This is a genomic window from Sphaerisporangium siamense (assembly GCF_014205275.1).
In the GTDB taxonomy this organism is placed as follows: Bacteria; Actinomycetota; Actinomycetes; order Streptosporangiales; family Streptosporangiaceae; genus Sphaerisporangium; species Sphaerisporangium siamense.
The window spans coordinates 4,854,340-4,872,966 of the sequence record NZ_JACHND010000001.1 but is presented as its reverse complement, the minus strand read 5'-3'; the positions used below and the strand labels follow the sequence as shown (position 1 = coordinate 4,872,966).

At 72.5% G+C, this 18,627-nt stretch carries 12 protein-coding genes; 5 read left to right on the top strand and 7 right to left on the bottom strand.

The window, feature by feature from the left end:
• Nucleotides 1–38: 38 nt before the first annotated feature.
• The gene (locus BJ982_RS22605; RefSeq protein WP_184883159.1) at nucleotides 39–2,429 is read left to right on the top strand and encodes a hypothetical protein; all 2,391 of its coding nucleotides are present in this window, start codon (nucleotides 39–41) and stop codon (nucleotides 2,427–2,429) included.
• Here the strand turns inward: BJ982_RS22605 and rfbB are convergent.
• Both rfbB and BJ982_RS22595 read right to left on the bottom strand, forming a co-directional pair.
• A complete protein-coding gene (gene rfbB / locus BJ982_RS22600) occupies nucleotides 2,412–3,398 on the bottom strand; it encodes a dTDP-glucose 4,6-dehydratase (protein WP_184883157.1) in 987 nt (328 codons plus the stop codon). The two genes, BJ982_RS22605 and rfbB, sit on opposite strands and share 18 nt — an antisense overlap.
• Before the next feature lie 178 nt (nucleotides 3,399–3,576).
• Nucleotides 3,577–6,498 (bottom strand): N,N-dimethylformamidase beta subunit family domain-containing protein, encoded by a 2,922-nt coding sequence (locus BJ982_RS22595; RefSeq protein ID WP_184883155.1) that lies wholly within the window; start codon nucleotides 6,496–6,498, stop codon nucleotides 3,577–3,579.
• A 364-nt stretch (nucleotides 6,499–6,862) separates the two neighbouring features.
• On the opposite strand from BJ982_RS22595, the gene BJ982_RS22590 reads away from it, so the two are divergent.
• Nucleotides 6,863–8,419 (top strand): DUF4082 domain-containing protein, encoded by a 1,557-nt coding sequence (locus tag BJ982_RS22590; protein WP_184883153.1) that lies wholly within the window; start codon nucleotides 6,863–6,865, stop codon nucleotides 8,417–8,419.
• Nucleotides 8,420–8,488: 69 nt separating this feature from the next.
• On the opposite strand, the gene BJ982_RS22585 is transcribed toward BJ982_RS22590, so the two are convergent.
• Nucleotides 8,489–9,556 carry a glucose-1-phosphate thymidylyltransferase gene (locus BJ982_RS22585; RefSeq protein WP_184883151.1) on the bottom strand — a complete coding sequence of 356 codons (1,068 nt, stop codon included), beginning with the start codon at nucleotides 9,554–9,556 and terminating at the stop codon, nucleotides 8,489–8,491.
• A 62-nt stretch (nucleotides 9,557–9,618) separates the two neighbouring features.
• Nucleotides 9,619–10,080, bottom strand: a complete 462-nt coding sequence (locus BJ982_RS22580) for a GtrA family protein (protein WP_184883149.1) — start codon at nucleotides 10,078–10,080, stop codon at nucleotides 9,619–9,621.
• 89 nt (nucleotides 10,081–10,169) lie between these two features.
• On the opposite strand from BJ982_RS22580, the gene BJ982_RS22575 reads away from it, so the two are divergent.
• Nucleotides 10,170–11,177 carry a glycosyltransferase family 2 protein gene (locus BJ982_RS22575; protein ID WP_184883147.1) on the top strand — a complete coding sequence of 336 codons (1,008 nt, stop codon included), beginning with the start codon at nucleotides 10,170–10,172 and terminating at the stop codon, nucleotides 11,175–11,177.
• Here BJ982_RS22575 and BJ982_RS22570 read toward each other — a convergent pair.
• Together BJ982_RS22570 and rffA are read right to left on the bottom strand one after the other, a co-directional pair.
• On the bottom strand, nucleotides 11,134–11,907 hold the full coding sequence (locus BJ982_RS22570) for a GNAT family N-acetyltransferase (protein ID WP_184883145.1): 774 nt from the start codon (nucleotides 11,905–11,907) through the stop codon (nucleotides 11,134–11,136). The two genes, BJ982_RS22575 and BJ982_RS22570, sit on opposite strands and share 44 nt — an antisense overlap.
• Nucleotides 11,907–13,061 (bottom strand): dTDP-4-amino-4,6-dideoxygalactose transaminase, encoded by a 1,155-nt coding sequence (gene rffA, locus BJ982_RS22565; RefSeq protein ID WP_203958901.1) that lies wholly within the window; start codon nucleotides 13,059–13,061, stop codon nucleotides 11,907–11,909. Before rffA ends, BJ982_RS22570 begins: the two co-directional genes overlap by 1 nt.
• A gap of 408 nt (nucleotides 13,062–13,469) precedes the next feature.
• Between rffA and BJ982_RS22560 the strand changes: the two genes are divergently transcribed.
• Nucleotides 13,470–14,822 (top strand): lipopolysaccharide biosynthesis protein, encoded by a 1,353-nt coding sequence (locus BJ982_RS22560; protein WP_184883143.1) that lies wholly within the window; start codon nucleotides 13,470–13,472, stop codon nucleotides 14,820–14,822.
• Here the strand turns inward: BJ982_RS22560 and BJ982_RS22555 are convergent.
• The gene (locus tag BJ982_RS22555; protein ID WP_184883141.1) at nucleotides 14,798–17,128 is read right to left on the bottom strand and encodes a hypothetical protein; all 2,331 of its coding nucleotides are present in this window, start codon (nucleotides 17,126–17,128) and stop codon (nucleotides 14,798–14,800) included. The two genes, BJ982_RS22560 and BJ982_RS22555, sit on opposite strands and share 25 nt — an antisense overlap.
• A 525-nt stretch (nucleotides 17,129–17,653) precedes the next feature.
• Between BJ982_RS22555 and BJ982_RS22550 the strand changes: the two genes are divergently transcribed.
• Nucleotides 17,654–18,595 (top strand): sulfotransferase family protein, encoded by a 942-nt coding sequence (locus BJ982_RS22550; RefSeq protein ID WP_184883139.1) that lies wholly within the window; start codon nucleotides 17,654–17,656, stop codon nucleotides 18,593–18,595.
• Nucleotides 18,596–18,627: the final 32 nt, after the last annotated feature.

Below are 18,627 nucleotides of genomic sequence, written 5' to 3'. Positions count from 1 at the left end.
CACACGTTCCGGCAGGTCAGGGCCCCTAGCTTTCGCCCATGACGACGAATCCGCCGGCCGGCGCCACCGCGCGCGGCCGGATCGCGCCGGTCGCGCCGACCGGCAGTCCCTCCCCCGGCGCCGCCGCTCCGGCGCCCCGGGGCCGCACGGCCGGCTCACGGGGATGGGGCGCGGCGGCCTCGCGGTGGGCGCCCGGCGTGGTGGCGGGCGGCTTCCCTGTCGCGGTGCTGGCCCACTACGGGGTCTCGGCCAGGGACCTGGCGTCCTTCTGCGCCTACCTGGCCGTGTGCGTCGCGGTGCCGGGGACGCTGCTGGCGCGGGCCGCCTACCGCGCCCGACGCTCCCTGCCCGAGGACCTCGCGCTCGGGCTGACGATCGGCTACGCGGCCGAGGTGCTCGCCTACATCGCCGCGCGGGCCGCCGGCGCGCCCCTGCTCGTCCTGGCATGGCCGGCCGCGGTCTACGCCGCGTTCCTGCTGGTCCCCCGGCTGCGGCCGTTCTGGAGGGCACGCCCGCGCCCGGCCGTCGCCGCCTGGGAGCGGTGGTTCGCGGCGGGGACGGTGGTGTACCTGACCGCGTGGAGCGCCTTCATCTGTTTCCGGGTGGTCGCGCCGGCCTGGCCGGAGGCGGGCTGGGCGCACGCCGACCTGCCGTTCCACCTGTCGCTGGCAGGCGAGCTGCGCCACCACGTGCCGCCGCAGGTGCCGTTCGTGGCCGGGGAGCCGCTGAACTACCACTGGTTCGCCTACGCGCACCTGGCGGCGTCGAGCTGGATCACCGGGGTGGAGCCGCTGACGCTGCTCACGCGCCTGTCCGTGCTGCCCATGCTGGTGGCCTTCGCGGTCCTGGTGGGCCTGACGGGGCGCCGGGTCGCCGGCTCGGCGGCGGCGGGCGCCATGGCCGTCGCCGGGACGCTGCTGGTGGCGGCGCCGAGCCTGTACGCCAACGCCAACGGCCTGCTGCGCTGGACCGGCGTGCTGCACGTGCCGTGGAACAGCCCGACGCAGACGTTCGGCGCCCTGCTTTTCGCCCCCGTGATGCTGCTGCTCGCCGACCTGCTCGTGCGGCCGGGCGGCGGCCGTGCCCGGTGGGCGCTGCTGGCCCTGCTGCTGGTGGCGGTGATGGGGGCCAAGGCGCCCTACCTTCCGCTGCTCGCGGCGGCCCTGGCGCTGGTGACGGCCGTGGAGGCGGTGCGGCTGCGCCGTCTCCCGCGGGCCGCGCTCGCGGCGCTCGGCATGACGGCGGGCACGCTGGCCTTCGCACAGGTCGTGCTGTTCGGCGGGGCCCGGCTGGGCATGACGGTCGAGCCGCTGTCGGTGGTGCGCGCGACGTGGGCGGAGCTGGCGGGACGGCCCGCCGCGACCGGACTGGTGGCCGGGTTCGCGCTGGTGTTCCTGACGTGCTGGGGGGTGACGTGGTGCGGGGCGCTCGGGCTGCTCGCCCGGCCGCCGCTGCTGCTGCGCCCGGGCGTGACGCTGATGGCCGGTCTGTCGGCGGCGGGCGCCGGGCTGATGCTGCTGCTCGGCAGCGAGGGCGACCTGAACCAGGGGTACTTCCTGCAGTCGTGCTACCCGTACCTGGCGGTGCTGGCGGTGTACGGCCTGGTCACCGCCGTGCGGGCGGGCCGGCCGGGGATGAGGGCGATCATCGTCGCGTGCCTGGCGGGAGTCGCGGCGGCGACCCTGGTGCGGGTGGCCTGCGGCGTCCAGGTGCCGCTGCCGCCCGGGGAGAGGAGCGTGGGCCCGTTCCTGCCGTTCGCCGTCCTTCTCCTGTTCATCGGCGCCGCGTCGCTGGTGGCGGCGTCGATGTCGGGCCCGAGGCGTGCGGCCGCCCGGGCGCTGCTGATCGTGGCGGTGTCGGCCGCCGGTGTGCCCGCGGCCTGGCAGGCGCGTGTGCTGGACCATCTGGGGCACGGCGCCGACAGCAACCTGAACGCCGGCGACCATCCCGTGCCCGAGCAGATCCCGCGCGGCGCGATGGCGGCCGCGCGGTGGCTGCGCGGGCACGCCGGTCCCGGCGATGTGGTCGCCACGAACGCCCACTGCCTGTGGGGGCACGAGCGGCCGTGCGACAGCCGCCACTTCTGGGTGTCGGCCATGACCGAGCGGCGCGTGCTGGTGGAGGGCTGGGCCTACACCGCCGCCAACCTGGACCGGAGCGGGCGCGACCTGCCGTTCACCGAGCGGCCCTTCTGGGACGCGGCGCGCCTGCGCGCCAACGACGCCGTCTTCGAGGCGCCCTCGGCGCGGGGGGTGGAGGCGCTGCGGGAGCGGTACGGGGTGCGCTGGCTGGTCGCCGACGAGCGGCTCCTCGGCCGTCCGGAGATGGTGGGGCGCTTCGCGTCCTTCCAGGCGCGGTACGGCGACTACGCGGTCTACCGGCTGCCGGACCCGGCCCGGGGCCCGATGGCCTCAGGCGAGCCCTCCTGAGCGGCGCTTCAGCGGCCGCCACCACGCCTGGTTGGCCGTGTACCAGCGCACCACCTCGTCGAGCCCCTGGTCGAACCGGACCAGGGGCTCGTACCCGACGGCCCGGATCTTCCCGCTGTCGACGGAGTACCGGCGGTCGTGCCCGGGACGGTCGGTCACGTGGTCGACCACCTCCCAGCCGGCGTCGAACGCCTCCAGCAGCATGGCGACCAGCGCGCGGTTGGTCAGCTCGACGCCGCCGCCGACGTTGTACACCTCGCCGGGCGAGCCCTTCTCCAGCACGAGCCGGACCGCCCGGCAGTGGTCGTCGACGTGCAGCCACTCACGGACGTTGAGCCCGTCGCCGTACAGCGGCACGCGGTCGCCGTCGAGCAGGTTGGTGACGACGAGCGGGATGAGCTTCTCGGGGTACTGGTAGGGGCCGTAGTTGTTGGAGCAGCGCGTCACCCGGACGTCCAGGCCGTAGGTGCGGTGGTAGGCGCGGCACAGCAGGTCGGCGCCGGCCTTGGCGGCGGAGTAGGGGGAGTTCGGCAGCAGCGGCTCGTCCTCGTCCCACGCGCCCTGGTCGATCGAGCCGTACACCTCGTCGGTGGAGACCTGCACGACGGTGCGCACCCCGGCGTCCAGGGCGGCCTGCAGCAGCGTCTGCGTGCCGAGCACGTTGGACAGGACGAAGTCGGCCGCCCCGGCGATGGAGCGGTCGACGTGGGTCTCGGCGGCGAAGTTGACCACCACGTCGTGGCCCGGGACGACGCCGGCGGTGACGCGCGGGTCGGCGATGTCGCCGCGGACGAACGTGAAACGCGGGTTCGCGGCCACGGGGGCGAGGTTCGCCGGGTTGCCGGCGTAGGTGAGCTTGTCGAGGACGGTCACCCGCGCGTCCTCGTAGCCGGGGTAGGCGCCATTCAGCAGGGCGCGCACAAAGTGGGAGCCGATGAACCCGGCCCCGCCGGTGACGAGGATCTTCACACGCTCGCCTTTCGTCTCGCCCGGCGGCCCGCCGCCGAAGCGGCGGCGGGCCGTCCGTCCCGATCATGACGGGCTCAACCTACGGCGGGGGCGGAACCGCGGGCCCGCGCCCGCTCGCGCCTTTGCCGAAACGCGCGGGACACCTTGCCGGGCCGGGAGGCGGGCGGCGTCGCGGCCGTCACGAGGCGGTGAAGAGCACGTCGACCCAGTAGTTGGTCATCTGGAAGGTCTGGCTGGGGAACGTGTTCACCGAACTGTAGGCGTAGACGCCGTTCGGCCCGTCCGTGCCGCTCGCGAGCGCGGTCAGCGGCCCGTTCACGTACGACGTGGTGAAGTAGGGCCGGTTCGTCGCGTAGTTGCCCGCCGGGGCGAGGTAGGAGGCGACGTAGGTCGTGCCGGCGGTGATCGAGACCGGGTTCTGGAAAGTCACCTGCTGCCAGCCGGACGCGGTCTCGCCGGTGAAGGTGGCGCTGGCGAGCAGCTGGCCGGTGTTGCTCCACAGGCTCCCGATGTGCGTCCCGGTGTTCCCCGGGCCCTTGTAGAACCGGACGCCCTTGATCACTCCGTCGGCCGAGGCCCGGAACTTCACGCCGAGCACCACCGAGTTGGGGTCGCCCCAGGCCGGGTTCGCCGGGATCGTCGCGTCGTTCCACAGGCTGACCGTCGTGGCCGGCGCGGCCGGCGCGAAGATGATGTCCGTCCAGTAGTTGCTCGCCTGGTAGGTGTTCACCGGGAAGGTCGTGCTCCCGGAGTACGTGTACACCCCGTTGCCGCCGTCGGTGCCGTCCGCGAGGGCGGTGAGCGGCCCGCTCACCACCGCCTGGGTGAAGTACGGCGTGTTCTTGGAGTACATGCCCTGCGGGTCGAAGTACGACGCCACATAGGTGGTGTTGGGGGTCACCTGCACGGGGGTGGAGAAGGTCACCGACTGCCAGCCGCTGTCGGTCTCGTTGGTGAACGTCGCCCGTGCCAGGAGCTGCCCGGTCGAGCTCCACAGGTTGCCGATGTGCGTGCCGGTGTTGAACGGGCCCTTGTAGAACCGGATGCCGTTGATGGTGCCCGCGGTGGTGGTGCGGAACTTCACCCCGAGCTCCACGGAGTTGGGGTCGGGGTGCGTCACGATGGCGGGCACCTGGGTGGCGGGCCAGATGGTGAGGGTGGTGGTGGCGGTCACGTTCACGTTCACCGAGGCCGGAACCGGCTGGATGTTGCCGATGTCGTCGACGGCCCGCGCCATGATCGTCGCCGGTCCGGCCTGGGTGGGCGTCCAGGTGTACTGCCAGGTGTCACGCCCGGTGGCCTGCTTCCAGGTCGCGCCGCCGTCCAGCGAGACCTCGATGGCGGACACGACACCGCCTCCGGTGTCGGCGGCGGTTCCCTGGATGACGGTGGCCGTGCCGCTCGTCAGGGACGCGCCGCCCGCCGGGCTCGTGATCGCCGCCGTGGGAGGCGAGGTGTCCGTCGAAGGGGTCGCGGGGACGAGGCCCGTCTGGATGCTCGCGGGCTGCGCCGCCATGTCGGCCAGGACGTTGACCGTGAACTGCTGCATCGCGATGTCGGTGGGGGTGCCGGGCCGGTCGTGGTTGGCGTCCAGGCCCCAGGACCACTGGGTGGTGCCGGTGCCCAGCACGAGCGCGCCGCTGGTGTGCTTGTAGAGGGTGACCTTGTTCGTCGCCACCCCGGCGCCGTAGACGTTGCCCTCGTTCAGCAGGTACCTGCTCGTGAGGATGACCGTGGTCTTGGACATGTTCACGAGCCCCGGAGGCCGGGTGGGGTTGTCCGGCGCCTCGTCCCATTCGTAGCCGAGCACCCCCGTGGGGAACACGACCGTCTGCCCGGGTTGCAGGCCGGCGATACTGGTGTTCTTCCACTCCCGCATGCTCGCGAACTCGGCCGGGACGACGGTCGCGTCGCTGGCGATGCCGTTGACCATGAAAAGGGTGCCGGTCAGGGCGTTCTCCGGCCGGCCGCCGTCCGACGGCGGGGAGAAGCGGGGGTCGCGCCAGGTGCCGGTCCACTGCGGGCTGGGGTCGATCTTGGCGTTGGCGATCGTCTCCTTGTAGCAGACCAGCGTGCGGAACGGCGTCGTCGTCCCGTCGATGCTGGGCTCCCACCGCGTCTTCCAGAAGATCTCGTTGCCGGAGAAGAAGGCGAGGTTGACCCCGTTGTTCCGGGCGTTCTCCACGTTGGCGCGCATGTCGTTGGACCAGTACTCGTCGTGGCCCACCGACAGGAACGTCTTGTGCTCCAGCAGTTCGGCCGGGCGCGAGGCGGTGTCGACGTTGGTGGTGTAGCTGACGTCGTAGCCGTTGGCCTCCAGCCAGCGGACCATCGGGTACTCGGAGTTGAAGAAGAAGCTCTGCGGCGAGAGGTTGGCGTTGCGGGTGAGGACCGGCCGGTTGTAGCTGACCTTGTAGGCGCGGCCGGCGGGCTGGCCGGCGTACAGGCTGTTGCCGCCGTAGGTGTTGTACGCCTGCCAGGTCGCGTCGGAGGTCTGCATGAGCAGGGTGGAGCCTCGCGTGTCGTCCCGGACGACGAACATGATCTGGCTGGCCCCCGTGCTGCCGTCCGTCCCCACCAGTTTGGCGGTGTAGACCCCGGAGACGGCGTCGGCCGGCACCGCCCACGAGGCCGAGACCGCCCAGTTGCCGCAGTCGACCAGCCCGGTGGTGGAGTCGCTCGCGCAGGTCGGCTGGGTCTGCGGCAGCGGGACGGACGGGTTGACCGTCGCCATCTTCCGGGCGCCCATGCCGCCGTAGTAGCCGATGCGGTAGATGTCCAGGCGGTAGCTCGTCGCGTTGGTGGCCACCTTGAAGTCCACCGTCTCGCCCGGGGTGACGCTCATCTGGGTGGCGTACCCCTGGATCGAGGGGTCGCCCGCGCCGCCGACGATGTCCCACTCGCTGGCGGGATTGCCGGGAAGGCTGTTCTCCAGGCAGATGACCGAGGTCGGCGGGCAGGCGGCCGCCATCCGGCCGTGTCCCCCGTGCGAGGGCCGCGTCCCGGCCCACGCCGCTCCGAACGGGCCCGACGTGGCGAGCACCACCGCCAGGAAGGCGGCCGACACCCCCCGAAACGCCCACCACCATGGCCTCGACATTCCCACACGATCCGCCACGAGCGCTCCCCTTGCCACGATCCGTGACCGCCCCCGCAGGCCACGCGAAGCCCCGTGAGCGTGCGGGACGGGCCCAAAAGCTCAGGCTTCGGCAGGATCGTAACGGCGCGGCGCCCGCAGGAACGGCGACATAATTTCCGTGTCGCGACAGACCGACCGATGTTTGCCCGTACCCCTGCGGCCCTTTAGCACGACATCCGAGTTTTCGGCAAAAGAAATGCACCGCCCTTTACCGGAGCACCGGGCGCGCCCCGCATATCGCCCCCCCGAGACGTCACCAGAATCGGTGGCAGCGGCTACGCATTCATATGCCGCATCACTCCATATCGGGGATGAAGGACACTTGATGAAATACAGAACTCCTTTTCGGGCCGCGCGGCCGGGCGCCGGTCGCGCCTGGGTGACGGCGCTCACGGCCGTCTTCACGACCGCCGTGCTCCTCGCGACACCGCTGACCGCGAACGCGGCGCGGCGGGCGCCGGTGAACCTCGGCTCGGCCGCCTCGTTCGCCGTCCTCGGCGGAAGCGCGGTCAACAACAACAACTTCACCGCCGTCACCGGCGACCTCGGCGTGAGTCCCGGCAGCACGGTGACCGGCTTCCCGCCGGGCACGGTGACCGGCACGACGCACGCCGGTGACGCCACCGCCGCCACGGCCAGGACCGCCATGCTCGCCGCCTACAACGACATCGCCGGCCGGACGCCGGTCACCACGGTGGCCGCCGAACTCGGCGGGACGACCAAGGGGCCGGGCATCTACACGCCGACCGGCGGCGCGTTCACCATCACCGGGACGCTCACCCTCGACGCCCAGGGCGAGCCGGACGCGGAGTTCATCTTCACGTCATCCACGCTCACCACGGCGACGGTGAGCAACATCGCGCTCATCAACGGCGCGCAGGCCAAGAACGTGTTCTGGCAGGCGACCGACTCGGCGACGCTCGGCGTCAACTCCACGTTCCGCGGCACCGTCATGGCGGCCAACACCGCGCAGGCGCTCTCGGGCGCGTCGGTCTTCGGCCGGCTGTTCACCATCAACGCCAACGTCATCCTGGCCGGCACCACCAACGGCCCGGCGACCCGCATCGCCGTGCCCGTCGAGCCGGCGACCACGACGACCCTCAGCTCGTCGGCCAACCCCGTCGCGCGCAACCAGGTGGTGACGTTCACGGCCACGGTGAGCGCGGTCAGCGGCTCGCTGGTCCCGCAGGGCCAGGTGCTGTTCAAGGAGGGGACGACGACCCTCGGCTCCGGCTTCCTCGACGCCTCCGGCGTGGCCACCTTCAGCACCTCCTCCCTGTCCGTGGGAACCCACCAGGTCCAGGCCGTCTACCTGGGCGGCGACACCTTCGACCACGAGGCGCTCGTGCATTTCGCCCCGAGCAAGTCGAGCGTCCTGGCCCAGAACGTCTCCGCGAGCCTGTGGAGCAGCACGACGACACCGGCGGTGGCGTCCTACCAGGACAACCGGGCGGTCGTGGTCGGGGTGAAGTTCCGGGCCACCACGGCCGGGACCGTCAGCGGCATCCGGTTCTACAAGGGGGCGCAGAACACCGGCGCCCATGTCGGGACCCTGTGGACGGGCAACGGGACGTCGCTGGCCAGCGCGACCTTCACCGGTGAGACCGCCAGCGGCTGGCAGCAGGCGAACTTCGCGTCCCCCGTCGCGATCAGCGCGAACACCACCTATGTGGCGAGCTGCCTGACCAACGTGGGCTTCTATTCGGTCACCCGCCCGTACTTCACCGTCCAATATGACAATGCCCCGCTGCTCGCGCCCGCGGACGGCGCGGACGGCGGCAACGGCGTCTACCAGTACGGCGGGAGCAATGCCTTCCCGACCAACACCTTCCAGGCGTCCAACTACTGGATCGACGTGGTCTTCACGCCCTCCTCGGCATGAGCCCCGGCCCGCCCGGTCACCTTCGCGCTAAGGCGGCCGGGCGGCCCCGTCCCGGTGGCAGGGGGATCCTCAGACCTTCACCTGGATCCTGCTGTGGTCGCCGACCATGAGCTCGTGGGTGTTGGCGACACCGGAGGCGCGGCTGACCTGGACGTTGCGGCCGATCAGGGAGTGGGCGATCCGCGAGACGCCGTCCACGGAGGAGCCGTCCAGGACGATCGAGTACTCGATCTCGGCGTCGCGCAGCTCGCAGCCGCGGCCGATCGAGGTGAAGGGGCCGACGTACGAGGAGACGATCTTGGTGTCGGCGCCGATCACCAGGGGCCCGCGCAGGATCGAGTTCTCCACCACCGCGCCGGGCTCCACGACCACCCGCCCCGACGTCTCGCTCAGCGCGTCGATCGTGCCCCCGAGGTCGGGTTCGACCGCCTCCAGGACGATGCGGTTGCACTCCAGGATGTCCTGGAGGCGGCCGGTGTCCTTCCAGTAGCCGCCGACCATGTGCGAGTGGACGCCGTACCCGTTGTCCACGAGCCACTGGATCGCGTCGGTGATCTCCAGTTCGCCGCGCGCGGACGGCCTGATCGCCCGCACGGCGTCGTGCACGGCGGGCGAGAACGTGTACACGCCCACGATCGCCAGGTCGCTGCGCGGGTGTTCGGGCTTCTCCTGCAAGGCCACGATCTCCCCGCGCGGGCCGAGCTCGGCGACCCCGTAGTACTGCGGCTCGGCCACCGGGGTCAGCAGGATCTGCGCGTCGTGGCGCCCGCGCCGGAAGGCGTCCACCAGCCCGGTGATGCCGCCGACCAGGAAGTTGTCGCCGAGGTACATGACGAAGGGGTCGTCGGCGAGGAACTCCCGGGCGATGAGGACGCAGTGCGCCAGGCCGAGGGGCGCGTCCTGCGGGATGTAGGTGACCACGAGGCCGAAGTCCGATCCGTCCCCCACGGCCGCCCGCACCTCGTCGCCGGTGTCGCCCACGATGACGCCGACCTCGGTGATGCCGGCGTCCCGGATGGCCTCCAGCCCGTAGAAGAGGACCGGCTTGTTGGCGACCGGGACCAGTTGCTTGGCCGAGGTGTGGGTGAGCGGCCGCAGCCGCGTCCCCTTGCCCCCGGCGAGTACGAGTGCCTTCATCGCTCATCGAATCCTTACGTCGGGAATCGTGGCCACGGCGGGCCACCTGTCCGATCGCGCCGTCACGACCGGCGGCCGCGGAACGCCCACCCGCGATTGATCGCGTAGTTCAGCGGCACGCTCGTCACCGTCAGGACGAGCTGCGCCGTGAGGATCGGCATGCCGGCGCACTCCACGAGCACCGGCAGCCCCGCGAGGGACCACACCAGGAATCCAATGCCCACCACATAGAACCGGAGATAACCGGCGATCCAGGATTCTTTTCCGCCGGGAAAGACCACCAGCCGGTACCACGGATACACCATCACCACGGTCAGGAAATGGCTGGCCACCACCACGTAGAGATAGGGAACGGCGGGGCCAAGAAGTCGCAATCCGGCGACCAAGGTGACGTAGTAGAGCAGAGCCGTGAGCGCGCCCCCCGCGAAGTATGTGATGAGGTGGCCGCCGGGTATCCGGACGCGCCCGGCCATTTTGCGACCGGCGCCCACGTCCCGGCCGGGCCGCTGTCTGGTTTCGACCACTCGGATTCCCCCGAACCGATGACGGGCGGTCACGTCCAGAACATCGTAATGGCCATTCGCGTCATGAACGCCGATCAACGGGGGAATAAATGTCAGTGTCGGTGGTCGTTCCCTGTTATCGCTCCGCGCGCACGCTGCCGAAACTCCTCGACCGGCTGATTACCGTACTGGAGGGCATGTCGGCACCATATGAGGTGATTCTCGTGGTGGACGGGAGCCCGGACGACACCTGGGACGTCGCGGCGCGGCTCGCCGACCGGTTCGAGCCCGTGCGCGCCCTGCACCTGTCCCGCAACTACGGGCAGCACAACGCGCTGCTCGCCGGGGTGCGGGAGGCGCGGCTGGAGGTCATCGTGACGATGGACGACGACCTGCAGCATCCGCCGGAACAGATCCCCCTCCTGCTGGCCGCGCTGCACGGCGACCGCCTCGACCTGGTCTACGGCGTCCCGCACGAGGAGGAGCACGGGCCGCTGCGCAGCCTCGCGTCGCGGTCGGTCAAGGCCGCCATGGCGGGCGCGCTCGACATCCGCACCGCCCGCGTGATCAGCGCGTTCCGCGCCTTCCGCACCCACCTGCGCCAGGGCTTCGACGGGCTCACCGGGCCGTACGCCTCGATCGACGTCGTGCTCTCGTGGGCCACGACGCGGGTCGGGTCGGTCCGGGTGCACATGGACCGGCGCGACGACGGGCCCTCCACCTACACCCTGCGCATGCTGTGCCGCCACACCGCCAACATGCTCTTCGGCTACAGCGCCCTGCCGCTGCGCGTGGCGAGCTACCTGGGTTTCCTGGTCGGCCTCGTGGGGCTGGTACTCGGCGCCGCCGTGCTGTGGAGCTTCGCCGTGGGCGCCACCACCGTGGCCGGGTTCACCAGCATCTGCTCGATGATCACGCTGTTCTCGTCGGCGCAGCTCATGTCCATCGGCATCCTCGGGGAGTACGTCGGCCGCATCCACACGAGCGGGATGGGACGGCCGACGTACGTCGTCCGCGAGCGGACCGGCTCCGGCGCGGTGGCGAGCGTCCCGCCCCCGGCGGGGCCCGGCGGCCTCACGCGGACGGGATCAGCCCTTTCCGCACCAAATGAACCGTGAGCAGGGTCCGCACGGGCTCGAATCCGTACCTGGCCCAGGCCCGCTGCACCCCGGTGTTGTGGCCCTGGGTGGAGATGACCACCTCGGTCCCGCCGCGGGCGCGCGTCCGCTCCTCCACGGCCGCGAGCAGGTGCGCGTACCGGTTGCGTCCGCGCTCGCCGGGCACCACGCCGGCCAGGAGGATCTCCGTCGCCGGTCCGTCGTCGGCCACGGTCGCGAGACCGATCGCGCGCGGCTCCCCCTCCCCCGGCCCGTACAGGGCCAGGCAGTTCCCCGCGGCGGCCGGGCCTCGGGCCCAGTCCGCGTAGCCCGCGCGCGCGTCGCACGCGGCGAACAGCGGATCGGCGGCGTAGTGGTTGCGGTACCCGGCGAAGATCTCCGCGGCCAGCGCGCCCGCCGCGTCGGCGTCGCGCAGCTCCCCCGTCCACAGTCCCGGCGCCCCCGCCGCGCCCCGCCCTCGTCCCGCGACGAGGCGCCAGTAGACCAGGGAGTCGGCCAGCAGGACGGTGCGGCCGGTGGTGAGCAGCTCCGCGAACCATTCGACCCGCTCCGCCGGGTACCGCAGGACGATGACGTCGGCCGCCGACTCCCGGATGGCCGCGCGCACCGGCGAGAACGACCCGCCGTTCTCACCGTGCACGCTCAGCCGCTCGACCGGCCGCCCGATCCGCGCGGATTCGAGGGGGGACGCCAGCGTCCGCACCGTGGGGACGGCCGTCGCCTCGCCCATCAGGAGACCCGGAAGGAGGTCACGGCGTCGAGCACGCGGCCCAGTTCCCCGTCGTCCAGGCCCGGGTACAGCGGCAACCGGACCTGCCGGCCGGCGACGCTCTCGGCGACCGGGCAGCCGCCGGGCGCCACGCGCCCGTACTTCTCACCCGCCGGCGAGGCGTGCAGCGGGAAGTAGTGGAAGACGGCCTGCACGCCGCGCTCGGCGAGGTGGGCGATCAGCGCCGTCCGGCCGGCCGCGTGCGGGAGCAGCAGGTAGTAGATGTGGGCCGGGTGGACGCACTCCGGCGGGACCACCGGCCGCGCGACCCCGTTGTCCCGCGCCCACGCCGCCAGGCCCTCGTGGTAGGCCCGCCACACCTCCTGCCTCCGCCGCTGAATCTCGCCGAACGCCTCCAGCTGGGCCACGAGCTGCGCCGCGAGCAGCTCGGCCTGCATGTAGTTGGAGCCGACGTCCACCCAGCGGTACCGGTCCACCTCGCCGCGGAAGAACTGCCGCCGGTTGGTGCCCTTGTCCCGGATGATCTCGGCGCGCCGGGCGAGGTCGTCGCCGGCGGCCATCAGCGCGCCCCCCTCGCCGCACTGCACGTTCTTCGTCGCGTGGAAGCTCAGCGCGGCCAGACGCCCGAAGGTGCCGAGCGGCCGGTCCCGGTAGGTGCCGCCCAGCCCGTGGGCGTTGTCCTCGACCAGCGCCAGGCCGTACCGCTCGGCGATCTTGGCGATCCGGTCCATCTCACAGCCGACGCCGGCGTAGTGCGTGACCACGATGGCGCGGGTCCGCCCGGTGACGGCGGCCTCGATCCGCTCCTCGTCGATGTTGAGGGTGTCGGGGCGGCAGTCCACGAACACCGGGACCGCGCCGCGCTGCACCCACACGCTGGCCGTGGACACGAAGGTGTACGACGGCACGATCACCTCGTCGCCGGGGCCGACGTCGAGCAGGAGCGTCGACAGGTCCAGGGCCGTGGTCGCGGAGGTGGTGAGGAGCACGTGCGCGGCTCCGGTGATCTCCCGCAGCAGCGCCGCGGCCCTCTCGCCGAACGGCCCGTATCCGGAGGACCATTTCGCGTGCATGGCCGCCGTGACATAGGCGAGCTGGTTTTCCGCGACGAACGCCCGGTGGTGCGGGATCGTCGCCATATCTGTTGTGCTCACGAAAACAATGAACACCAGCCGCGCGGGGCGGCGGCGGCGAATGACCGCGCTTTGGCGAGTCCTTGCTGAAGCGGTCACCGCGCCTTCCCTGTGGCGTCCGCGATGTTCGCGGCGGCCACGGCGTTCATGTCCTGAGTTCTTACGGCAAAGGCCGCATGGGAAGAACGTCCAGGGCGCCGTCCATTCGATTATCTCGGCATGAATGGTCCGGAAAACGCGTTGAGAGCGCCGCCGTGGAGACATAGATTTCCCGCGCGCGGCGGGAAGGCGTCCGAGTGCCATTTCGCTATGCTGGCCGAATTCGGACCCGATGCCCTCGCCGAATATACGGCTCGGCACGCCCGCATCGCGGTCGGCGCACGCGGAGGTCGACATGAGCACCACCATGGGCGGCGGGGCGGCCGCCGGATGACCGGCGCGGCGAAGACCCTGGTCCACACCATCGCGGCCCGCGGGGTGGTGACCGCCACCTCGGCCGTGATCAGCGTGATCACCGCCCGCACCCTGCTCGCCGAGGGGCGGGGAGAGTACGCCGTACTGATCGCCATCGCCTGGGCCGGTCTGGTGCTGGGCGGGCTGTCGGCCGAGCAGGGCCAGACGGTCCTGTGGGCCGACGCGGGCCTGCGCCCCGCCCTGACCGCGAACGCCCTGGTGATGGGCGTCCTCATGGGCATGTCGGCCGCTCCGGTCGTCGGCGCGCTCATGCTCCTTTCGGGATGGAGCGCCTCCGGCGCGGTCCTGGTGTCGGCGTCCATGCCGATCCTGATCGCCTGGGAGTACCTCTGCGGCATCGCGCTGCTGCGGGACAGGGCCCGCGTGCTGAACAACGGCACGATGATCGGCTGCCTGGTGTGGTGCGCCTCGGTGGTGGCCGCGGCGCTGGCGGGACGGCTGACCGCCGAGGTGGCCTTCGCCCTGTGGGCGGTCTACGAGCTGGTCACCGTCGCCTGCTTCGTCCACGCGCTGCGGCCACGGCCGAGGGCCTTCGACCCCGGGCTGGCCCGCCGCACCGTCGGCGTCGGGCTGCGCTACCACCTCGGCCTGGTGTCCACGCAACTGCTGCCCCGGGTCGACGTGCTGATGGTGAGCGCGCTGGCCTCCACCGGCCAGGCCGGGCTCTACGCCGTCGCCACCACGCTCGCCGACCTGGCGCGCATCCCGGTCGAGGCCCTGGCGAAGATCGTGATGCCCCGGCAGGTGGAGGGCGACCACGAGCGCGCGGTGGAGGTGACGCTCCGCGCGGCCCGCGCGGCGTTCGTGATGGCGCTGGTCACGGCCGGCGGCCTGTGCGCGCTGGCGTCCGCGCTCGTCCCGCTCGTCTACGGGGAGGCGTTCCGCGGCAGCGTGGTCCCCTTCCTCTGCGTCGCGCCCGGCATCGTGTCGGCGAGCGTCGCGCGGCCCATCTGGGTCTTCCTGCTGCGCCTGGACCGGCCGTGGGTGGCCACCTCGATGTCGGTCGGGGCGCTGTGCCTGGACGTGACGCTGAACGCGCTGCTCATCCCCCGCTTCGGGGCCGCGGGGTGCGCGGTGGTGACCGGGGTCGTGCTGACCGTGCTGGCCGCCACGCAGTGCGCGTGGTTCCTGCGCGTGACGGGAACGCCGGCGTGGCGGCTGCTGCCGCGCTGGTCGGAGATCGCCGTCTCGCTGTCGGCGGCGGCGCGGGCGGCGGGCGACGCCCCTCTGGCCGGGCGTGTCCTGCCCGGCCGGCGCGCGCCCGGTCCGCCCGAGCCGGAGGCTCACGCCCGGTCCGGCAGCCGGTAGACGGCGTAGTCGCCGGAGCGGAACCGCGGGGCCACCACGGCGTCCAGCGGGGAGCCGGGGCCGGTGAGGCGCCGGTCGACCAGCAACCAGCGAACGTGGTGGCGGTCGCGCAGCGCGCCGAGCGAGGCCGGGTCCGCGGTGTTGATGGCGGCGTCGTTGAGGCGCAGCAGCCCGGGGTCCCAGAAGGACGGGTACCGGTAGTCCTGGCCGGGCCGCCACCGGTCGTTGACCCGGGTGGTGTAGCGCCAGCCCTCGACCAGGACGCGCCGCTCCGTGAGGGCCGCCGCCCAGAACTGGCCGGCGTCGCACGGGTCGCGCCGTCCCCAGTGGCAGTGGGAGTTGGTGGCCACCAGATCGCCGGGCGCGGAATGGTCGCGCAGCCACCGCGCCGCGGCCAGGGCGCCCTCTGGCACCGCCGCCGACTCCCCGGCCACGGCGTGGCCGACCTTGCCGAGGCCCTTCGCCGCGATCTTCGCGGGAAGCCAGAGCAGCAGGCCGTACCCGCAGGCCAGAAGGCCGACGCCGGTGGCGGCGGCGGCCAGCAGCGCCGCGGCGCGGAGCCGTCCGAGGGCCGCGGCCAGCGCGACGGCGGCCAGGGCGAGGCCGGCGAGCACGCTGAGGTAGGGCAGGAAGACGGTGACGGCGGGCCGGCCGGGAGGCAGCGGGACCGTCACGTGCCAGGCGACGGCGGCCACGCAGACCGCCAGGACGGCGGCGGCCACCGCGCCGGCCGTCGCCCGGGTGGGGACGCGCGCGCGGCGCAGCAGGACGCGGGCGCCGTAGACGGTGACGATGACCAGGTAGGGGTAGACGGCGAACAGGAAGAAGAACTGGCTGTAGCCGGGATGGTGGAACAGCACGGTGGCGGCGTGCCCGGCGGCGGCCATGGCGAGCAGGAACACCACCGGGCGCCTGGCGAACAGCCGCCGGTCGGCCAGGAGCCCGGCCACACCGCACCAGGCGAACGCCAGGCACAGCACCAGCAACGCGCCCGCGCCGAGCGGCCAGAGCGGGCCGGCGCCGGACTGCCCGGCGAGTTCCTGCCAGCGCTGCCGCATGGCCGCGACGGGCGCGAGCAGGATCCCCTGGCGGGCGTTGCCGAACAGGACGAGCTGAGCGTAGGCGAGGCACGCCAGCGTCATCGCCGCCGCGACCAGGGCGGGCCACAGCGGCCGCCGCCGCAGCACCGTCTCCACGGCGACGACCGCGACCAGCCCGGCCAGGAGCAACGGCAGGTAGACCGCCTTGGCGCCCATAACGGCCACCGTCAGCAAGGCGGCCAGCGCCCAGTGCCCGGCCATCCCCCGGATCGGCGACGCCTGCGGCCCGGTATGCCCCGGCCGCAGCGGCGCCTCGGCTCGATCCGGGATTGACCGCACCCGCGGCCAAGCCTGGCCCCACATCAGCGGTGCCCGTGTCCGGACCGGCCCCGACGGCGGCGCCTGGGGTTCGGCCACGGAGCGACGGGTCAGCGCGTCCAGCACCAGGACGGCCAGTGCGGCGAACAGCAGGGCGCCGAAGGTCTGGGTGGGGCTGCGCCACGCGGTCGACTGGACCCCGCCCCAGCCGAAGACCATGGTGGAGCTGAGGTACAGGTTCGGCGTCCCCACGAACACGGTGCCGGCGAGCACCGGCCCGGTGATCCGCCACGACCCGGCCACCCGCCGCGCCGTCATCGCGATCAGCACCAGGAACGCGGCCAGCATGGGCAGCACCGTCAGCCGCAGCACCAGGACGGCCGGCTCGACCCCGGTCACCCAGCTCGACGCCGCGACGTGCGCGTAGGTGAACCAGTGATAGAGCAGCGGCTCGTCCGGCACGATGGGCAGCCGCGGCGGCATGTGATGCCGCAGCTCCGCCGTCAGCGCGAGATGGAACGGCTCGTCGTAGTCGCCCGCCCCCATGGCGGGCCAGCCCAGCGCGTTGTTCCGGAAGAACGGCACGCCGCTCCACACGGTGAGCCCCGCGAAGGAGGCCGCGAGCGTCCAGGACGCCCACAGCGGCGCGCGGACGCGCGCGCCGCTCCGCCAGAACCGCCGCAGTGCGGGCACCAGCAGGAAGGTCAGGTAGGTGACGACCGGCCAGGCCAGCACCAGGCGCGGCGCCCCGAGGGCGCGGGCGGGCACGTAGGCGAGGACTTCGAGGGCGTACCCGGCCGCCAGGCCGAGCGCGACCTCCTCGGCCGCCGTCCGCCGTCCCCGGTACAGGGCCCGGACCACCAGCGTCCCGGGCAGCGCCACCGCCAGGGCCAGGTACGCGCCGAACAGCGCCATGTCCCGCGCCGGCGTCCCGAACCACGCCGCCACGGCCACCGCCACCGCGAGCCCGCACAGGGCCGGCGGCCATCCCCGGGACGGCCGGGGACCCGGTCTCGCCGCTCCCGGTGGCACCGCCGGTTTCGCCGGCGCGGTGTCGAGGACGATCTCCGACCGGCTCCCGGAGCCGGGAGATGACGGCGTGTTATCCATGCGGCAATTCTGGTCGGCGGGCGCACGGGAAGGCCGGTCCGAATATGCGCCCGGCCGTCTTGTTGCCGGTTCTTTGCCGGTGCGCGTGAACGCGGCGGAAAACGTCAGGTCACCGGCCGCCCGGCCGGCGGAAAAGCGCCGGGCCCGACGTTACGGCGGGATTCGAGAACACCTGTGGTGAATGGAAGGACCTGGCACGGCGCGGCGGCGGGACGCCGGACGCTCCGGCCCTCCGGTCAACCTCGGCTATGAACATGGCAGCGATTCGGAAACTCCGCCACAGCGCCGGGGAGGATCGCACGGCACAGGTGTACCTATGTTTCCGCACAAACGTGCGCCGCGGCGGAACCGGGAGACCGAACAATGGACGACACCCACTCCATGGCGCGAAGCCGGGTCGCGACGGTGAATCCGGTCGAGCCGCCGGGGGCCCTGGACCTCACGTTCATCCTCGGCACGGGGCGTTGCGGATCCACGCTGCTGTACAAGGTGCTGACCCGCCATCCCTGCGTCGGTTTCCCGACCAACCTCGACGACCGGTTCGCCCGGGTGGCGCCCTCGGTCCGGCGGCTGGGGACGGCCATGCACCGGTGGTCGTGGCCGGGCTTCCCGCCGAAGCGGGTGCGGCCGAGCGAGGCGCAGGCGGCGCTGGCCCGGGATGTGTCCCCGCTGGTCGTCGACCCGTTCCGCGAGCTGGTGGCGGCCGACGTCACGCCCTGGCTGGCGCGGCGGCTGAGCGGGTTCTACGAGGACCGGGCCGCGCGCGAGGGCGTGGACCACTACGTGCACAAGTTCACCGGCTGGCCCCGCGCCGACTTCCTCCGTGAGGTCTTCCCGGGGGCGCGTTTCGTGCACATCGTGCGGGACGGGCGGGCGGTCGCCAGCTCGTGGACGCGGATGCCGTGGTGGCGCGGCCATCTCGGTCCCTGGGGCTGGCACTTCGGGCCGCTGCCGGACGCCTACGCCGAGGAGTGGGACCGCGGCGGGCGGTCGATGGTCCATCTGGCCGGGATCGGGTGGAAGATCCTCATGGACGCCTACGAGCGCGCCCGGGCCGGCGTTCCCGCCCATCAGTGGCTCGACGTGCGTTACGAGGATCTGGTCGGGGATCCGCGCGGGCAGATGACGGTGATCCTGGAGTTCCTCGGCCTGCCGTGGACGTCCCGTTTCGACCACGGGTTCGGCCGCCACAGGTTCCAGGACGGGCGGGCGGACGCGTTCCGCCGCGACCTCACCCCCGCCCAGCTCGCGCTGTTGAACCACTCTCTCGGCCCGCACCTCGGCGAACGGGGTTACGCGCTCTGACCGCGATTATCGGATCAATGCAGGGAGATCGT